Annotated in this window: 11 protein-coding genes and 1 tRNA gene; 8 read left to right on the top strand and 4 right to left on the bottom strand. The window is 58.0% G+C overall.

Annotated features, from left to right (window positions below):
* Positions 1-39 precede the first annotated feature (39 nt).
* The 6 genes from AC56LR_RS00850 (at position 40) to AC56LR_RS00825 (ending at position 6,771) form a co-directional block, all read left to right on the top strand.
* Entirely contained in the window at positions 40-1,260 is a 1,221-nt protein-coding gene (locus AC56LR_RS00850) for a BaiN/RdsA family NAD(P)/FAD-dependent oxidoreductase (protein WP_497126406.1), read from the top strand.
* Between the two features lie 107 nt (positions 1,261-1,367).
* Positions 1,368-1,580, top strand: a complete 213-nt coding sequence (rpsU, locus tag AC56LR_RS00845) for a 30S ribosomal protein S21 (protein WP_005665410.1) — start codon at positions 1,368-1,370, stop codon at positions 1,578-1,580.
* A gap of 135 nt (positions 1,581-1,715) precedes the next feature.
* Positions 1,716-2,165: a GatB/YqeY domain-containing protein gene (locus tag AC56LR_RS00840; protein ID WP_497126401.1), complete on the top strand. Its 450-nt coding sequence runs from the start codon at positions 1,716-1,718 to the stop codon at positions 2,163-2,165.
* Positions 2,166-2,298: 133 nt separating this feature from the next.
* Entirely contained in the window at positions 2,299-4,095 is a 1,797-nt protein-coding gene (gene dnaG / locus AC56LR_RS00835; RefSeq protein ID WP_497126399.1) for a DNA primase, read from the top strand.
* A 290-nt stretch (positions 4,096-4,385) separates the two neighbouring features.
* A complete protein-coding gene (gene rpoD, locus AC56LR_RS00830; protein ID WP_497126397.1) occupies positions 4,386-6,578 on the top strand; it encodes an RNA polymerase sigma factor RpoD in 2,193 nt (730 codons plus the stop codon).
* A 114-nt stretch (positions 6,579-6,692) separates the two neighbouring features.
* Positions 6,693-6,771, top strand: a tRNA-Ile gene (locus tag AC56LR_RS00825).
* Positions 6,772-7,990: 1,219 nt separating this feature from the next.
* Here the strand turns inward: AC56LR_RS00825 and AC56LR_RS00820 are convergent.
* Positions 7,991-9,175 (bottom strand): DNA cytosine methyltransferase, encoded by a 1,185-nt coding sequence (locus tag AC56LR_RS00820; RefSeq protein ID WP_497126395.1) that lies wholly within the window; start codon positions 9,173-9,175, stop codon positions 7,991-7,993.
* A gap of 1,085 nt (positions 9,176-10,260) precedes the next feature.
* Here AC56LR_RS00820 and AC56LR_RS00815 point away from each other — a divergent pair.
* Positions 10,261-12,207 (top strand): Z1 domain-containing protein, encoded by a 1,947-nt coding sequence (locus AC56LR_RS00815; protein ID WP_497126393.1) that lies wholly within the window; start codon positions 10,261-10,263, stop codon positions 12,205-12,207.
* Positions 12,208-12,276: 69 nt separating this feature from the next.
* Positions 12,277-13,098: an SDR family NAD(P)-dependent oxidoreductase gene (locus AC56LR_RS00810; protein WP_497126391.1), complete on the top strand. Its 822-nt coding sequence runs from the start codon at positions 12,277-12,279 to the stop codon at positions 13,096-13,098.
* 130 nt (positions 13,099-13,228) lie between these two features.
* Here AC56LR_RS00810 and AC56LR_RS00805 read toward each other — a convergent pair whose 3' ends face one another.
* The 3 genes from AC56LR_RS00805 to AC56LR_RS00795 form a co-directional block, all read right to left on the bottom strand.
* Positions 13,229-14,287: a UDP-glucose--hexose-1-phosphate uridylyltransferase gene (locus AC56LR_RS00805; protein WP_497126389.1), complete on the bottom strand. Its 1,059-nt coding sequence runs from the start codon at positions 14,285-14,287 to the stop codon at positions 13,229-13,231.
* Between the two features lie 117 nt (positions 14,288-14,404).
* The gene (locus tag AC56LR_RS00800) at positions 14,405-14,752 is read right to left on the bottom strand and encodes a hypothetical protein (protein WP_497126387.1); all 348 of its coding nucleotides are present in this window, start codon (positions 14,750-14,752) and stop codon (positions 14,405-14,407) included.
* Positions 14,753-14,772: 20 nt separating this feature from the next.
* Positions 14,773-15,735, bottom strand: coding sequence for a ribonuclease Z (locus tag AC56LR_RS00795; protein WP_497126385.1), 963 nt, complete (start codon positions 15,733-15,735; stop codon positions 14,773-14,775).
* Positions 15,736-15,887: the final 152 nt, after the last annotated feature.

The raw sequence follows: 15,887 nt of genomic DNA, 5'->3' as shown, positions 1-15,887 counted from the left end.
GTTTGGCGATTTCAACGCCAACGCAAGGACACGGCAAGCATGGCAGAACAATATGATGTGGCAGTAATCGGCGCGGGCGCGGCCGGCATGATGTGCGCGGCCGTAGCCGCCCGGCGCGGCAAGCGCGTGGTGCTGCTCGACCATGCCACGAAGCTGGCCGAAAAGATCCGCATCTCCGGCGGCGGGCGTTGCAACTTCACCAATATCAACGCCGGCCCGGCCAATTTCCTGTCGCAGAATCCGCATTTCTGCCGCAGCGCCCTGTCGCGCTACACGGCCCAGGATTTCCTCGACCTGGTGAAGAAATACCGCATTCCCCACCACGAGAAGCACAAGGGCCAGCTGTTCTGCACCGAGTCGTCCGAGCACATCATCGCCATGCTGCGCGCCGAATGCGATGCAGGCGAGGTCAGCTGGCGCATGCCGTGCAAGGTCGGCAGCATCGAGCAGATGGAAAACGGTTTCCACATCACGCTTGATGCTGGCGACATCGAATGCGACAGCGTCGTGATCGCCACCGGCGGGCTGTCGATCCCGAAGATCGGCGCGACCGACTTCGGCTACCGCATCGCCACCCAGTTCGGCCTCGGCATTGTCGAGCCGCGTCCGGGCCTGGTGCCGCTTACTTTTGACGGCCCGAGCTGGGAAGCCTTCGTGCCGCTGGCCGGCATCGCGCTGGAAGTCGAGGTGAGCACGGGTTCCCAAGGAAAAGGGAAGGGCGGCAAGGCCAAGGCCGGCGGCCATTTCCGCGAAGACCTGCTGTTCACCCACCGCGGCCTGTCCGGTCCGGCGATCCTGCAGATTTCCAGCTACTGGGAGCCGGGCACGCCGATCGTGCTGAACCTGCTGCCCGAGATGGATGTGGCCGAGGAACTGATCGCCGCCAAGAGCACCGTAAAGAAACAGCTGGGCAACGTGCTGGCCGGCTGGCTGCCGGCGCGCCTGGCCGAGGGCCTGCTGGCGGCCAACGGATTTGCCCCGGACGCCCGCCTGGCCGACATGCCCGACGCCAGGCTGCGCAAGCTGGGCGACGCCATCAACCGCTGGGAAATCATCCCGACCGGCTCGGAAGGCTACAAGAAGGCCGAGGTGACCCTGGGCGGCGTGGATACGCGCGAGCTGTCCCAGCAGACCATGATGGCGAATAAGGTTCCGGGCCTGTATTTCATCGGTGAGAGCGTCGACGTGACCGGCTGGCTGGGCGGCTACAACTTCCAGTGGGCATGGGCATCCGGCTTCGTCGCCGGCAGCAGCGTTTGAACGCTGCACTGATGTAGCAATTGTGGAACATGACGATAAAACCTTCCACTGATCCACAAACAATGCTAAACTTTCGTTCTTCATAAATCCAACGGTTTCATTTTTACATGACCACTATCCGCCTTAAAGAAAACGAGCCGTTCGAAGTCGCAATGCGTCGCTTCAAGCGCACTATCGAAAAAACTGGTCTGCTGACCGAACTGCGCGCACGCGAGTTCTACGAAAAGCCAACCGCAGAGCGCAAGCGCAAGCTGGCAGCTGCCGTGAAGCGCCACTACAAGCGCATCCGCAGCCAGCAACTGCCTAAGAAACTGTACTAAGACGGCATTGCCGACTCCACCCGGTGACCGTTGTCCCGGTGAGTCGCTGAGCGTCCGCAAGCCCGCTCCGGTTGTTACCGCGGCGGGTTTTGTCGTTCATACCCATCGTTATTACCTATCCCAGACGGAGAATCCATGAGCCTGAAAGCACAACTGACCGAGGACATGAAGGCGGCAATGCGCGCCAAGGAAAGCGGCCGCCTGAACACCATCCGCCTGATGCTCGCGGACATCAAGCGCAAGGAAGTGGACGAGCAGATCGAGCTGGACGACACCCAGGTGCTGGCCATCATCGAAAAGATGATCAAGCAGCGCAAGGATTCGATCTCGCAATTCGAAGCCGGCGGCCGTGCCGACCTGGCCGATATCGAAAAAGCCGAACTGACCATCCTGTCGGCCTACATGCCGGCCGGGCTGTCGGACGAAGAAATCGCCGCTGAAGTCACCGCCGCCGTGGCCGCCACCGGCGCCGCCGGTCCGCAGGACATGGGCAAGGTGATGGGCGTGCTCAAGCCGAAGCTGGCTGGGCGGGCGGATATGACGGTGGTGTCGGGCTTGGTCAAGAAGGCGTTGACCGGCGGCTGATCGCGCCAAGTTGACCGCGTGCATCCACGCCACACGCGAAATCCAACTTGGCAATTGCCTTGTCATAAATCAATTTGCAGTCAGCGCTGCGGTATAGTCTGATCTGAGCCTGGACAAACACTGAGTACCTCTAGTGATTCCGCAATCCTTCATCACCGATTTGCTCAACCGTGTCGATATCGTCGATATCGTGGGCCGTTACGTCCAGCTGAAAAAGGGCGGCGCGAACTACATGGGGCTGTGCCCCTTCCACAACGAAAAATCCCCCAGCTTCACGGTCAGCCCGACCAAGCAGTTCTACCATTGCTTCGGCTGCGGCGCCCACGGCACCTCGATCGGCTTCCTGATCGAATATTCCGGCATGGGTTTCGTCGATGCCGTCAAGGATCTGGCCCAGGGCGTGGGCATGGTGGTGCCGGAGGCCGACGACAAAATCCCGCCGCAGCAGCGCGCCGCCCAGCAAGCCCAGTCGCTGGCCATGACCGATGCGCTGACCCAGGCCTGCACCTATTACCGCGCCCAGCTGCGCGAGTCGCCGAACGCCATCGCCTACCTCAAGAAGCGCGGCCTCACCGGCGAAATCGCCGCCCGCTTCGGCATGGGCTATGCTCCCGGCGGCTGGGACAACCTGCGCTCGGTCTTCCCCGACTACGAGGTGCTGGCGCTGGTCGAATCGGGCCTGGTGATCGACAAGGTCGACGAGGACGGCAACAACAAGAAACGCTACGACCGCTTCCGCGAGCGCATCATGTTCCCGATCCGCAACACCAAAGGGCAGGTGATCGGCTTCGGCGGGCGCGTGCTCGACAGTGGCGAACCGAAATACCTGAATTCCCCGGAAACGCCGCTGTTCCAGAAAGGCCTGGAGCTGTACGGCCTGTTCGAGGCGAGGCAAAGCATCCGCGACGCCGGCTACGTGCTGGTGACCGAAGGCTATATGGACGTCGTCGCGCTGGCCCAGCTGGGCTTCCCGCAAGCCGTCGCCACGCTCGGCACCGCCTGCACCAGCACCCACGTGCAAAAGCTGCTGCGCCAGACCGATACCGTGGTCTTCAGCTTCGACGGCGACAAGGCCGGCCGCCGCGCCGCCCGGCGCGCGCTGGAAGCCTGCCTGCCGCAGGTGACCGACGACAAGATCATCAAATTCCTGTTCCTGCCGCAGGAGCACGACCCGGACAGCTTCGTGCGCGAGCGCGGCGGCGACGCCTTTGCCCAGGAAATCAACGAGGCGATGCCGCTGTCGCAATTCCTGCTGCGCGAGATCACGGCCGAGCACGACCTGGGCACGCCGGAAGGCCGCGCCCACGCCCAGTTCGAAGCCAAGCCGCTGCTGCAATCGATGACGCCGACCGCGCTGCGCCTGCAGATCGTGCGCGGGCTGGCCAGCCTGACCGAGTCAACCCCTGCGGAAATCGAAGCGTTGTTTGAATTGTCCAAGCCGGTGTCGGTGCTGCGCAAGGCGCCGCCGCGCCAGGGCCGGCCCAAGCCGGTCGGACTCGAGCTGCAGATGCTGCGCATCCTGGTGTCCCATCCGCACTTGGCCCTTGACCTGGACGAAGCCGTGCAACAGACCTTCGACTACTTCGGGCAAGAGTCCGCCGACAGCCTGCGTTACCTGGTCGGCATGGCCCAGGCGCTCGGGGAGCATGGCAATTTTGCTGCCCTGTCGCAACAATTGAAAGAGGTGACCGTGGAGTACGACGGCCTGATCGCGGAGATCGCGGCCGAGCCGGAGTCCGAAGTTGATGCGGACCGCATATGGTTGTGGAGTGCACTGCGCCAAATCAAGACCGACTCGTTGAAACACGAGTTGAACCAGTTGTTTTCCGCGGGCCTGACCCCAGATCAGGTGAGCGCTCGCTATCGCGAAATCACGGCTGAGCTGGACGCTTTGGAGCGCGAGGCCATCGCGGAGAGGGCGCCTCGCTGAGTCTCCGCCACATAGTGCTGGAGGGCAGTCTTCACGACTGGAAAAACTAGGGGTGCGTGCTATAATAAAACGCTAACTATTGCAACCTTTGAAACCCTTTTTCGTTTCGAGAGGGCGTGGAGTTTGGGTTAGCGAGGCAACGGAAGTTGCTTGCAGGGTGATATAAGGTAACAAGAAAGTTTATCTTTAACCATCGTAAAGTGTGAGTCGTCGTGACTTCGAAAGCGCCTGTGCCAACCAAGAAACCCGAAACCAAAGTGGCTGCAAAAACCACGCGAGCGTCCGCCACGGTGGACAAAGGTCAAGACACGGCCGAGGTTCGTACGGCGAGCCCGGCACCGGTCAACCAGACGACCGATGCGGCGCTACTTTCCGCGATCGACACGTCCGGTTACGTCCTGCCATCCGTCAAGGTCCCGGGACGCCGTGGTCGCAAGCCGAAGGAATTCACGCCCGAGAACGAGGAGATCGCCGCCCTCAATGCGGTCGAGCGCGCCGAACTGAAGGCCGCGGACAAGGCCAAGGCCAAGGACCGCAAGGCCAAGGAAAAAGCGCTGCTGAAAGACGCCTTCTCGTCGGATACCGAAGCCAGCGAAGAAGAGCTCGAGATTCGCCGCAACAAGCTCAAGGCCCTGATCAAGTCGGGCAAGGAGCGCGGCTTCCTCACTTATTCCGAGATCAACGATCACCTGCCGGAAAACATCGTCGATCCGGAAGCGATCGAAGGCATCATCGGCACCTTCAACGACATGGGCATCGCCGTCTACGAGCACGCTCCTGACGCGGAAACCCTGCTGCTGTCCGATAACGTTGCCACCGTCACCAGCGACGACGAAGCCGAAGCGGCCGCCGAAGCGGCGCTGTCCACCGTCGACTCCGATTTCGGGCGCACCACCGACCCGGTCCGCATGTACATGCGCGAAATGGGCTCGGTCGAGCTGCTCACGCGCGAAGGCGAGATCGAAATCGCCAAGCGCATCGAAGACGGCCTGAAGGACATGATCCAGGCCATCTCGGCCTGCCCGGTGACGATCGCCGAGATCATCGACGCCGCCAGCAAGATCGAAAAAGACGAAATCAAGATCGACGAAATCGTCGACGGCCTGGTCGACCCGGACGGCGACGAACAGACCCCGCCGGTCGCCCCGCCTCCAGCTGCGTCGGATGACGACGAAGAAGAAGAAGACGAAGAAGAGGGCGCCGAGGAAGAGGAAGAAGAAGCCGCAAGCGCCTCCGGCGCCGCCGGCTACTCGGCCGAGCAACTGGAAGCGCTGAAGCAGTCGGCCCTGGCCAAGTTCAACCACATCGCCCAGCAATTCGACAAGATGCGCAAGGCCTTCGAGAAGGACGGCTACAACTCGAAAGCCTATGTCAAGGCGCAGGATGCGATCTCCGACGAGCTGCTGGGTATCCGCTTCACCGCCAAGGTGGTCGAGAAGCTGTGCGATACCCTGCGCGGCCAGGTCGACGAAGTACGCCACATCGAGAAGCAGATCCTGGACGTCGCCGTGAACCGCTGCGGCATGCCGCGCGCCCACTTCATCAAGGTCTTCCCGGGCAATGAAACGAACCTGGAATGGGTCGACGGCGAAGTCAACGCCGGCCACGCCTACAGCGCCATCCTGGGCCGCAACATCCCGACGATCAAGGAACTGCAGCAACGCCTGATCGACCTGCAAGCGCGCGTCGTACTGCCGCTGCCGGACCTGCGCAACATCAACCGCCAGATGGCGGCCGGCGAGATGAAGGCGCGCAAGGCCAAGCGCGAGATGACCGAGGCCAACCTGCGCCTGGTGATCTCGATCGCCAAGAAATACACCAACCGCGGCCTGCAATTCCTCGACCTGATCCAGGAAGGCAACATCGGCCTGATGAAGGCGGTGGACAAGTTCGAATACCGCCGCGGCTACAAGTTCTCGACCTACGCCACGTGGTGGATCCGCCAGGCCATCACCCGCTCGATCGCGGACCAGGCGCGCACGATCCGTATTCCGGTGCACATGATCGAAACGATCAATAAGATGAACCGGATCTCGCGCCAGATTCTGCAGGAGACCGGCGCCGAACCGGATCCGGCCACCCTCGCCATCAAGATGGAGATGCCGGAAGATAAGATTCGCAAGATCATGAAGATCGCGAAGGAACCGATTTCGATGGAGACGCCGATCGGCGACGACGACGATTCGCACCTGGGCGACTTCATCGAGGACAACAACACGCTGGCGCCGTCGGACGCCGCGCTGCACGCCTCGATGCGTGGGGTGGTGAAGGACGTGCTCGATTCGCTGACCCCGCGCGAAGCCAAGGTGCTGCGCATGCGCTTCGGCATCGAGATGTCGACTGATCACACGCTGGAAGAGGTGGGTAAACAGTTCGACGTGACCCGCGAGCGGATTCGCCAGATCGAAGCGAAGGCGCTGCGCAAGCTGCGCCACCCGTCGCGTTCGGACAAGCTGAAGAGCTTCCTCGAGGGTAGTAGCTGATTGTTGTAGTCTGGGCTTGACGGCCCTGTACTAAAGGCAATATCCTCTCGCCATTCTGCTCTACGGAAGGCGCCGTTGAAGCAGATGGCAGGAGTTGTTTCTGTTCCGATTTCTGGGCCTCTAGCTCATGCTTGGTTAGAGCAGCGGACTCATAATCCGTTGGTGCCGTGTTCGACTCACGGGAGGCCTACCAGTAAAATTAAGGACTTAGGTAAAAACCTGAGTCCTTTTTTATTGCTCGATAGATTCGTGTAGGCACCATGTAGGCTTTCCAGCACTACATCTCTGCCTGAGGTCAGCGCCAAAAGTATGATGCGTTGCAGAGTTGCTATTCAGTTAAAACCCTATAAAATTGCTAGACAATAAACCGGGAGGGCTGGCGCAGACCAGGCAACGAATTCTACGAAATCAGACGACTTTGGGCAGATTTGCAATTTTGCAAGAGTGCCACTCTTGTTCCAGCTGAGCTTTGCTATTCTAGTGACATTTATCGCTGTCGGGATCGCTGGTGCCGGGATATATGAGCAATACGCGAAGGGTACGCTATGGCCGTACGGCTTGATGTGGTTTGGCCTGTTCGTTGTTGCGACGTGGATTCCCGAAGAACTTATGCCAAGAATGTGAGGCGTGAATACGCTACTGTCCCCGCCGACGTCCCTCCTAGCGCCGGGCGTAGCCGCGCCCCTGCTGCTACTGCTATTTTTGTAGTGGCGCTGGGAATTCTTCATTCCAGTGGCCAGTTCGCAGCTGGAATTCTCGGGACACTGTACACAGTCTTACCTGTGGCATTGGCGTATGTCTGGGTGTTGGTTGCTGCCACCCGTTATAAGACGACAGCCCACTACAAAAGCTGCTCAAATAGAAATGCAGCGAATCAGGGCCGCCGAGTCTAAAGCGAAACCGCCATCAAAGGCGGAGATATATTTTTTAACAACTATCGGCTATCTAATGGGTTAGATATTTGGCCGAATCTCTCCTACTGATTTGCAGCTATAACCTCGCGGTAGGCCACTCAGGAGGAAGGACAACACCGTTCTTTCAATCGTGTTAGCTTGCTGCGGTGCGTACTGCATACGCGAGGTTTTTGGATGGATACTTGGCGCAGCCATAGTTGGCAGTATCCTCTACGCCTTGCTTGGACCGCTAGCAGGCATCCCAGTGAGCGTAGCAATCTTCTTCCGCACCATAATCATCGCTAACTCTCATAGAGGGAATGCATGACCCCTATGAATTCATTCATATTTTCTTTGCTGCCGAGCGGAAAGCGAGCATAAGGCTGGCAATGGTCTTACGTTGCTCCATCCACTCAGCAGAGCGCATGCCGTGCGTCAGCGCATTGGCAGCGGCTGCCGCCTTGCCTGCATCAGTTGTCGGACTTGTGGCACGCTCCCCAGCTTTCCATTAAGAGAACTCTACTCGCGAGCGCCAAGACGAAGCCCCTCCGCTATAGTACGCAATAGAATTTCGCCAAGCTTTACAGGGACGGCGTTTCCGATTTGCTTCCCAGCTGCAGTAATCCCCCCCTTGAATACAAATTTTTCGGGAAAGGTTTGGAATCGTGCCGCATGACGTGCGGTGATGCCGTGATGTTCGGTCGGGTGAACAAATCTTCCTTTTGACGGATTGATACACGCAGTAGTCATCGTCGGACCGGGTATTGAAGGATCGATTCGGCCGTAGACATCGTTATGCCCATTGTGATTTTTATGACATTCAAGCACACGTCCAGAATGACTGCGGCTTCCACCATTTTTTGGGGTCGCCTTAAAAACACTAATTAATTCTTCCGAATGACTCATATGAATATTGTTTTCATCTGATTCACTTAATGGCCTACTAAAAACAGTTCGCGCTGTCACCCAAGGTTTTAGAGCGGGAGTTCTCTGTCTAGCCTCATCGTCACCATGAGTAGCGCTTGGTGGCCAAACTGAATCTTCAAATTCGGCTCCCTTATGAATCCCGAGAACAAATATTCGTTTCCTTCGTTGCGGAATTCCATAATCTCTAGCATCCAGCGCAATCGGCCCAATGATGCGGTAGCCAGCGTTTTCGCTTTCAGAAAAAAACTCGGCTAAAAACTTCCGGTGCCGGGGCCAAAGTAGCCCAGGCACGTTTTCCATCAAAAAAACTTTAGGCTGCAGGCATCTTACGAACTCAAAATATCTGAGAACCAATTTATTGCGCGGATCATCTATCCCCGCGCCATTGATGCGATGAACAGAGAACCCTTGACATGGCGGCCCGCCGAGCACGACGTCACAAGGTGTGCCGTCGCCAAAGTGTGCCATTCTCAGCGCCTCGGGTTCGAGCCTTAAGATGTCTTCGACGTATAGCGTTGGACGGGTTGCGACCCTCTTGTTGTTGATCAAATTGGCTGTATATGTTGACGCCGCATGCTCATCCATCTCCACTGCGGCAACCACGCGGAGTTTAGCCTTTTGCGCTGCGAGTGAGAAGCCACCTGCGCCAGCAAACAAGTCAACGCAATTTAACCGAGGCGCTTTGCAATCTATGCGAGAAATCGACGCCGTGGTGTCAGTCTCGTTGTTTTCTACCTTGTTAAAGATTCTTATTTTGTCAGTTGTAGGGAAGTACATTTGTGAAGCCTATGGACGTTCATCAATTTTTGCCTTAGTGGTTTAAACTTAACGCAATTATTTTGGGCATGAGAAACTAAATGATTAAAGTTACATCTCTTTCGCGAAGTTATGTAATTTGCAACGTTAGTAAGAAATTGGACTTAGGGGGTGTCATTTTACGGGGTTCTGAAGATCGGTAGTAGTCATTCAGCTTGCCAACTAGAGTCAAGATTCGCTCTGATGTGTACGCGAACTGACCGGGTCGCTAACAGTCGCCTTTTCGACAGGCCGTATGCTCGATGCAGATAATTAGTATGCAAAGTATTTTTGACTTTCAGTAGTAAAATCTTAAATTCGCAGAGACGCTGCATGCATGGCTTAGACGAGCTACCTGCTCATATTTCATCCGCTGTCAACCGGTGATTGTGAACGTGGAATGCAAATCCCCGTTATGGAGTTCATGTGCTCCCTCCAGATGCCAGCCTCAGCGTTGCGTCGCTTTACCATCGTGGCATGCAGAAATTTAACCTCCTGTCCACCTGCCTACCCTCACTCAACATTCCCAAGTGAATTTTAGTTGCTTTTTATAAAATAATAAAGGAAGATGTAACTATCGACTCGTGTTGTTATATTGAAACAATTTTCTCTCGTTTACATCCGATAATGGCAATACAAAAGCATGAATTCTACGAAGGTGCAGCGCTGCACCAACTCATTCGGAGTTGCGGGAATGCAGAATTTAAATATTCTGCTCCATTTTTTGTCATAAATGACTCTATCCAACTCTACCTTAAATACTCGACAGGGGTGCGTAGCCCATGGGGATTCACATTTAATCCTGAGGAGCAAATATTAATTCGCTCTCGTGCAGCAGCGATCGATACTGTTATTGGATTAATTTGTGGGTCAGATGGGATTGCAGCTCTTCCATTCGACGATTTTAAGAAATTAGCTATTATTCGAGGCCTGTCCGTCCGCATTGGTTGTCATCGTAGATACCGGCAATATTTCGAAATCACCGGGCCCGACGGGTCATTGGATACAAAGGTCCCTCCCTCTGACTGGTATCGTTTAATTTCAAATAGAATTATGAAAGGCTCGGCATGAACCACCGCGATCAAGTGCTCAATCTTCTGAAAAAACAAGTTGGGAATCTAAGTGAAGTAGATGACATTCGAAGAACTGCAGAGGAAGTAGTTGAGAATTGGGTAGATCCGCTTACAGGCGGATCTGATTCTACAAACGGACTCATCTACGGCTTGGTTCAAAGCGGGAAAACCGGCGTATTGACTGTTACCGGCGCTATGGGGGCAGATGAGGGCTATAAGACAATTATTATACTAACTTCAGATATAGACCCACTTTATGAGCAAACTTTGGGCCGCGCGCAGGAGGCGTTTCCCGGTATTGACATTCTCGGAAAACACGACATCCGTGATCCGGTTGCTTTTTTGCAGCGGATAAAGGGAGGAACGTGCGCCATTGTGGTTACGAAAAATTCCGCTCTACTTAAAACACTTATAGAAAACTTTAAGAGTGCAAAGTTACGTGGATTAACATGTTTAATCATTGATGATGAAGCAGATCAGGCTAGCCTTAACACAAAAGCTCGCCGTATGGACGGGTCACGGAGCTCAATCAATCAGCTTATTGAAACTTTGCGGACTTTTTTCGTTCGAAACACGTATTTGCAAGTCACGGCGACGCCCCAAGCCCTTTTTTTGCAGGAAGGCGAACACGCTTTTCGGCCTAAATTTACCGTCTTAAGTCACCCTGGTTCGGAATACGTCGGTGGTGCAGATTTCTTTAAGGATAATTCAGCGCTTGTTACAGAATTTCCGATTGGAGAAATCGCAGCACTCTCAGCAGGCGCCCAACCATTGCCGTCTGGTGGAATGCCTGCGTCTCTGATTCAAGCTTTAGACACCTTTATGGTGGGCGCCACATATAAGCGCACAAAAGATGCCGATCAAAATTGTGCGTTCCTGTGCCACGTCAGTACGAAGACGGCAGATCACAAACACATAGTAGAGTTGCTCCGCGCATATAAAACCGATCTGACAAAGGGATTAAAAAATGGAAATGCCAAGGTCGTTGCGCGTCTAAGAAGAGCTTATGATGATATTGCGACAACCCATAAAGGAATTAGAAACAGTAATTTTCAAGAACTGTTAGATTCCATCGAATTCCTATCGCCAGGGATTACCGTAAAGCTGGTAAACGGTGAAACAGACGAAGACGTTGCTTTGCGATCGCCTTTTAATTTGTTCGTTGGCGGAAATAAGCTTGGACGTGGAGTTACGATAAAGAATTTGCTGGTCAGCTATTATGGGCGCAATCCAAGAACGCCTCAAGCAGATACAGTACTGCAGCACGCTCGAATGTATGGATATCGAAGAAAGGACATTGGCTTACTTCGGCTATTTCTGCCGAGAGAACTCCATGTGCTATTTCGTGCGATCAATAAAATGGAACATGGGTTGCGAGACTTGATCGCCTCGAGCCCTAATGAAGAGTTTCGTGGAATTTATGTTGAGACTGGTCTGCAGCCAACAAGAAAGAGCGTTCTGGTTCCCGGGGCAATAGGTGCATATTTAGGTGGGCACTCCTATAACCCGGCTCAAGTTTTACGCGATTCCGCGTCGATGACCGTTACGAAAAACTTAGATCTACGACTTTCAAAAATTTCTAATAAGACATTTGCTGAATTTCCTATTGCAGAGATTTTGGAACTTCTGTCGAAAACCAGGCCTGACGAAAGTGAGGCTGAACATGTATGGAACTCTGCTGCAATTATTGCGTCTATCGAGCAGTACGCGCAGCTCCACGGACAGACCAGTGGTTATGTCTATGTTGATCGTGAGCGTGGCTTGATAGAGGGGCGCCGGGAGACCCAGGGTATTTTGACCGGAGGCGAAGCGGATAGGGTGCCCTCTGACAAAGTAACACTATTTTTACTTCGTACAACGTCCGACAAAAATGGAAATTCGGCTTGGTGGCCACAGCTCCGGTTCCCAAGTGGGCAATACGCATTTGCATTTGCGGTCTAAGGACGCGTTTGGAGGGGCAACGCCGATATAGTCAGCACTTCACTCACTATAGCATTCAAAAGACTGGTAATGACTCCCAAACTCGACGGCAAAGTCGCCGTCATCACCGGCGCTGGCCGCGGCATCGGCCGTTCCATCGCCCTCAAGCTGGCCGGCGACGGCGCGCGCGTCGTCGTCAATGACCTCGACCAGGAGCCGGCGCAGGAAACCGTGCAGGCGATCCGCGATGTGGGCGGCGAGGCTGTTGCCTGCGCCGGCAACGTGACCGCGCCCGACTTCGCGGAGCGCTTCCTGCAGGCGGCGGTGTCGGAATACCAGGGCCTGGACATCATCGTCAACAATGCCGGCTATACCTGGGACAACGTGATCCAGAAAATGGGCGATGAGCAGTGGGCAGCGATGCTGGACGTGCACCTGACGGCGCCGTTCCGGCTGCTGCGCGCGGCCCAGCCCCTGATCCGCGCCTACAGCAAGGCGGAAGCAGACGCGGGCGCACCAACAGTGCGCAAGGTGGTGAATATCTCGTCGATCGCTGGCCTGTTCGGCAATGCGGGCCAGGCCAATTATGCGGCGGCCAAGGCCGGCGTCGTCGGCATGACCCAGACCCTGGCCAAGGAATGGGGCCGGATGAACGTCACCGTGAACTGCGTCGCGTTCGGTCTGATCAAGACGCGTCTGACCGCCGACGGCGACAACGCCAGCATCGATGGGCGCGAGATCAAGCTCGGCGTGCCGCCCGACGCGCTGGCCGCGATGGAGCGCGCCATCCCGATGGGCCGCGGCGGCACGCCCGATGAAGCGGCCGGCGCGGTCTACCTGTTCTGCATCCCGGAGTCAGATTACGTCAGCGGCCAGACGCTGCTCTGCAGTGGCGGCCTGACCGGCTTCTGATGCCTGGGGTAGGTTTGACCAAGCGCCGCCACAGTGCATGCGAATGTTGAACGCGCGGTCGTTCGTAACTCAGGCCACTGGCCTGAGTTACCCCGACCACCCTACGAAATTCACCGCTCCATACGGGGCGTTACTCAGATAGACCCTGGCCTCCCTGGGCGTGCAGGTAGTGCACGTCCGGCACCGCCCGCAACTGCGCCGCAGCCTGCTCCGGCGTCAGGTCGCGCTGGGTCTCCGCCAGCATCTCGAAGCCGACCATGAACTTGCGCACCGAAGCCGAGCGCAGAAGGGGCGGGTAGAAGTGCGCGTGCAGCTGCCACGCTGTATCAGCGTCAGACCCATACGGCGCGCCGTGCCAGCCCATTGAATACGGGAAGGACGACTGGAACAGGTTGTCGTAGCGGATCGTCAGCTGCTGCAGGGCCAGCGCCAGGTCGGCGCGCTGGGCAGCCTCCAGGTCTTCCAGGCGCTGCACCGGGAAGCGCGGCAGCAGGATGGTTTCGAAAGGCCAGCTGGCCCAGTAGGGCACCACCGCCAGCCAGTGGTCGGTTGCGACCACGACCCGTTCGCCATCGGCCGCTTCGCGCTCCACATAGTCCAGCAGCAGCGGCTTGCCATGCTGCGCAAAATAATCGCGCTGCCGGGCGTCTTCGGTGGCCGGCAGCACGGGCAGGAAGCTGGTGGCCCAGATCTGGCCGTGCGGGTGCGGATTAGAGCAGCCCATCACGGCGCCCTTGTTCTCGAAGACCTGCACCCAGCGGTATTTCGCGCCGAGTTCCTCCGCTTGCTTGCACCAGGCGTTGACCACGCCTTCGATGGCCGGCAGGCTCAATAGCGGCAGCGACTTGCTGTGGTCGGGCGAGAAGCAGATGACGCGGCTGGTGCCGCGCGCGCTCATGGTCTGGAACAGCGGGTCGTCGCCGGGCGCCGCTTCGGGCGTGTCGGTCGTCAGGGCCGCGAAATCATTCGTGAACACATAGGTGCCTTCATACGGCGGGTTGTGTTCGCCGTTGACGCGGGTATTGCCCGCGCACAGGTAGCAGTCGGGGTCGTGGGCCGGCTTGGCGGCGCGGTCCACCGCTTCCTGCTGGCCCTGCCACGGGCGCTTGGCGCGGTGGGGCGACACCAGCACCCATTCGTCCATGAGCGGGTTGTAGCGGCGGTGGGGATGGTCGGAGGGATTGAACATGGGATTCTTTCTCTAGCGTATCGATTGCATCTGCGTGGCGTCGTTGCGCCGGCGCTCAATACTGCCAGTTTGTCCATCACGTACGCGCACGCATGGTGCGTGGCCCTCCGGCCGGCCTCAATCGTCCGGGTCCGTGTCGTCCTGGGCCGGGGCCGCCATCCCTTTGCCGGCGCGCCGGCTTGCCAGCCAGTCCCGGCCGCCGGCCTTGAGCGCCTTGGTGATCACGTCAGGCGGCAGGCTGTAGACGGTGGCCCAGGTGGCGCGGCCGTCGACATCGTTGGACGGGAAGCTTTCGGTCTCGATCGGCCAGTGGTATTTGCGCTTGAGGGCGCGCACGATGGCGGCCAGGGTGATGCGGCCGCGCATCGGCTCGGCGCCGGTCTGGTCTGCGTTCGACAGCAGCACCGCGAGCACCGCGCCGCGGGCGGTCAGCGGGCCGGGGAAGATGGGGGTTTTTTTCGGCATGGGGCAATTGTAGCTGGAGCTCAAGAAGCAGCCTGCACGCTGCCGTCCTTCGCCAGCTCGTAGCGGTCCAGGTCGCGCGCCAGGGCCAGCCTGCCGCTGTAGTGCTCGCGCGCTTCGCGCTCGATGTCGTCCAGGGTCGGCCCGGCGCCGCGGTCCTGGTAGCGCGGGCTGAAATGGGTCAGGATGAGGTTGGGAAGGCCGGCCTGCCGGGCGAAGCGTGCCACCATGGCCGCCGAGCTGTGCTGGGGGCCGGGCCCGACCTTGCGCAGGACGTCTTCGGTATAGGTCGCTTCGTGTACCAGCAGGTCGGCGCCCGCCGCTTCGCCGGCAAGCAGCTCGGGGCGGTCGTTGTCGCCGGCGATGATGATCTTGCGCGGCTTGCGCGGCGGCAGCAGGAAGTCCGCGGCGCTGATCTGTCGCCCATCCGCCAGGCGCACGTCCCGTCCCTGCTGGATCTCGCCCCAGGCGGGGCCGGAAGCGATGCCGCCGGCCGCGAGCTTGTCGAGGTCGAGCTTGCGTTCGACGCGCGTCTCGGTGAAGCCGTAGGCGTGGGTGGCGATGCGGTGCGAGAGCGCCGTGGCGGTCACGTCCAGGTCGGGCAGCACCCTGGCATGGGGCAGGTCCTCGATGGCCACCCAGTCGATCGGATAGGGCAGGGTGAGCTGGGTCGCCGCCATGATGGCCTCGATCATCGCGCGCAGCGGCGGCGGGCCGACGATGGCCATCGGGGCGGTCCGGCCCTGCATGCCGGCCGTGGCCAGCAGGCCGGGCAAGCCGTAGCAATGGTCGCCGTGCAGGTGGGTGATGAAGATGGCGCGCAGGCTCACCGGCGACAGATGCGTGCGCTGCAGGCGGTATTGCGTGCCTTCCGCGCAATCGACCAGGGCCCAGTGCTTCGCGCCGCTGCTGCGGATCGCGCAGGCCGTCATGTTGCGGGTCCGGGTCGGCGTGCCGGCTGATGTTCCGAGAAACTGAATTTCCATAAGCGTCGGGCTGAAGGAGGGTAGAAAAGCAGGATAGTTTGATCGCGCTCAAGGCGCTCGCGTAACGCGAGGCCGCTTTCGCACTTTGACGCCAGCCCCGCTGTCTGATCTTGCAGGACGGCCGCCATGGTGCGGCTGCCACTCGATCATTC

Source organism: Telluria sp. ZT3P39, assembly GCF_059685935.1.
The sequence above is the reverse complement of the archived record's forward strand: the minus strand, read 5'-3'. Positions and strand labels throughout refer to the sequence as shown.

Bases quoted from the DNA above. Each gene is read 5' to 3' on its own strand.
- AC56LR_RS00815 (WP_497126393.1), top strand. From the start codon at position 10,261: ATGAACCACCGCGATCAAGTGCTCAATCTTCTGAAAAAACAAGTTGGG.
- AC56LR_RS00810 (WP_497126391.1), top strand. From the start codon at position 12,277: ATGACTCCCAAACTCGACGGCAAAGTCGCCGTCATCACCGGCGCTGGC.
- AC56LR_RS00820 (WP_497126395.1), bottom strand. From the start codon at position 9,175: ATGTACTTCCCTACAACTGACAAAATAAGAATCTTTAACAAGGTAGAA.
- rpsU (WP_005665410.1), top strand. From the start codon at position 1,368: ATGACCACTATCCGCCTTAAAGAAAACGAGCCGTTCGAAGTCGCAATG.
- AC56LR_RS00840 (WP_497126401.1), top strand. From the start codon at position 1,716: ATGAGCCTGAAAGCACAACTGACCGAGGACATGAAGGCGGCAATGCGC.
- AC56LR_RS00800 (WP_497126387.1), bottom strand. From the start codon at position 14,752: ATGCCGAAAAAAACCCCCATCTTCCCCGGCCCGCTGACCGCCCGCGGC.
- AC56LR_RS00795 (WP_497126385.1), bottom strand. From the start codon at position 15,735: ATGGAAATTCAGTTTCTCGGAACATCAGCCGGCACGCCGACCCGGACC.
- AC56LR_RS00850 (WP_497126406.1), top strand. From the start codon at position 40: ATGGCAGAACAATATGATGTGGCAGTAATCGGCGCGGGCGCGGCCGGC.
- AC56LR_RS00805 (WP_497126389.1), bottom strand. From the start codon at position 14,287: ATGTTCAATCCCTCCGACCATCCCCACCGCCGCTACAACCCGCTCATG.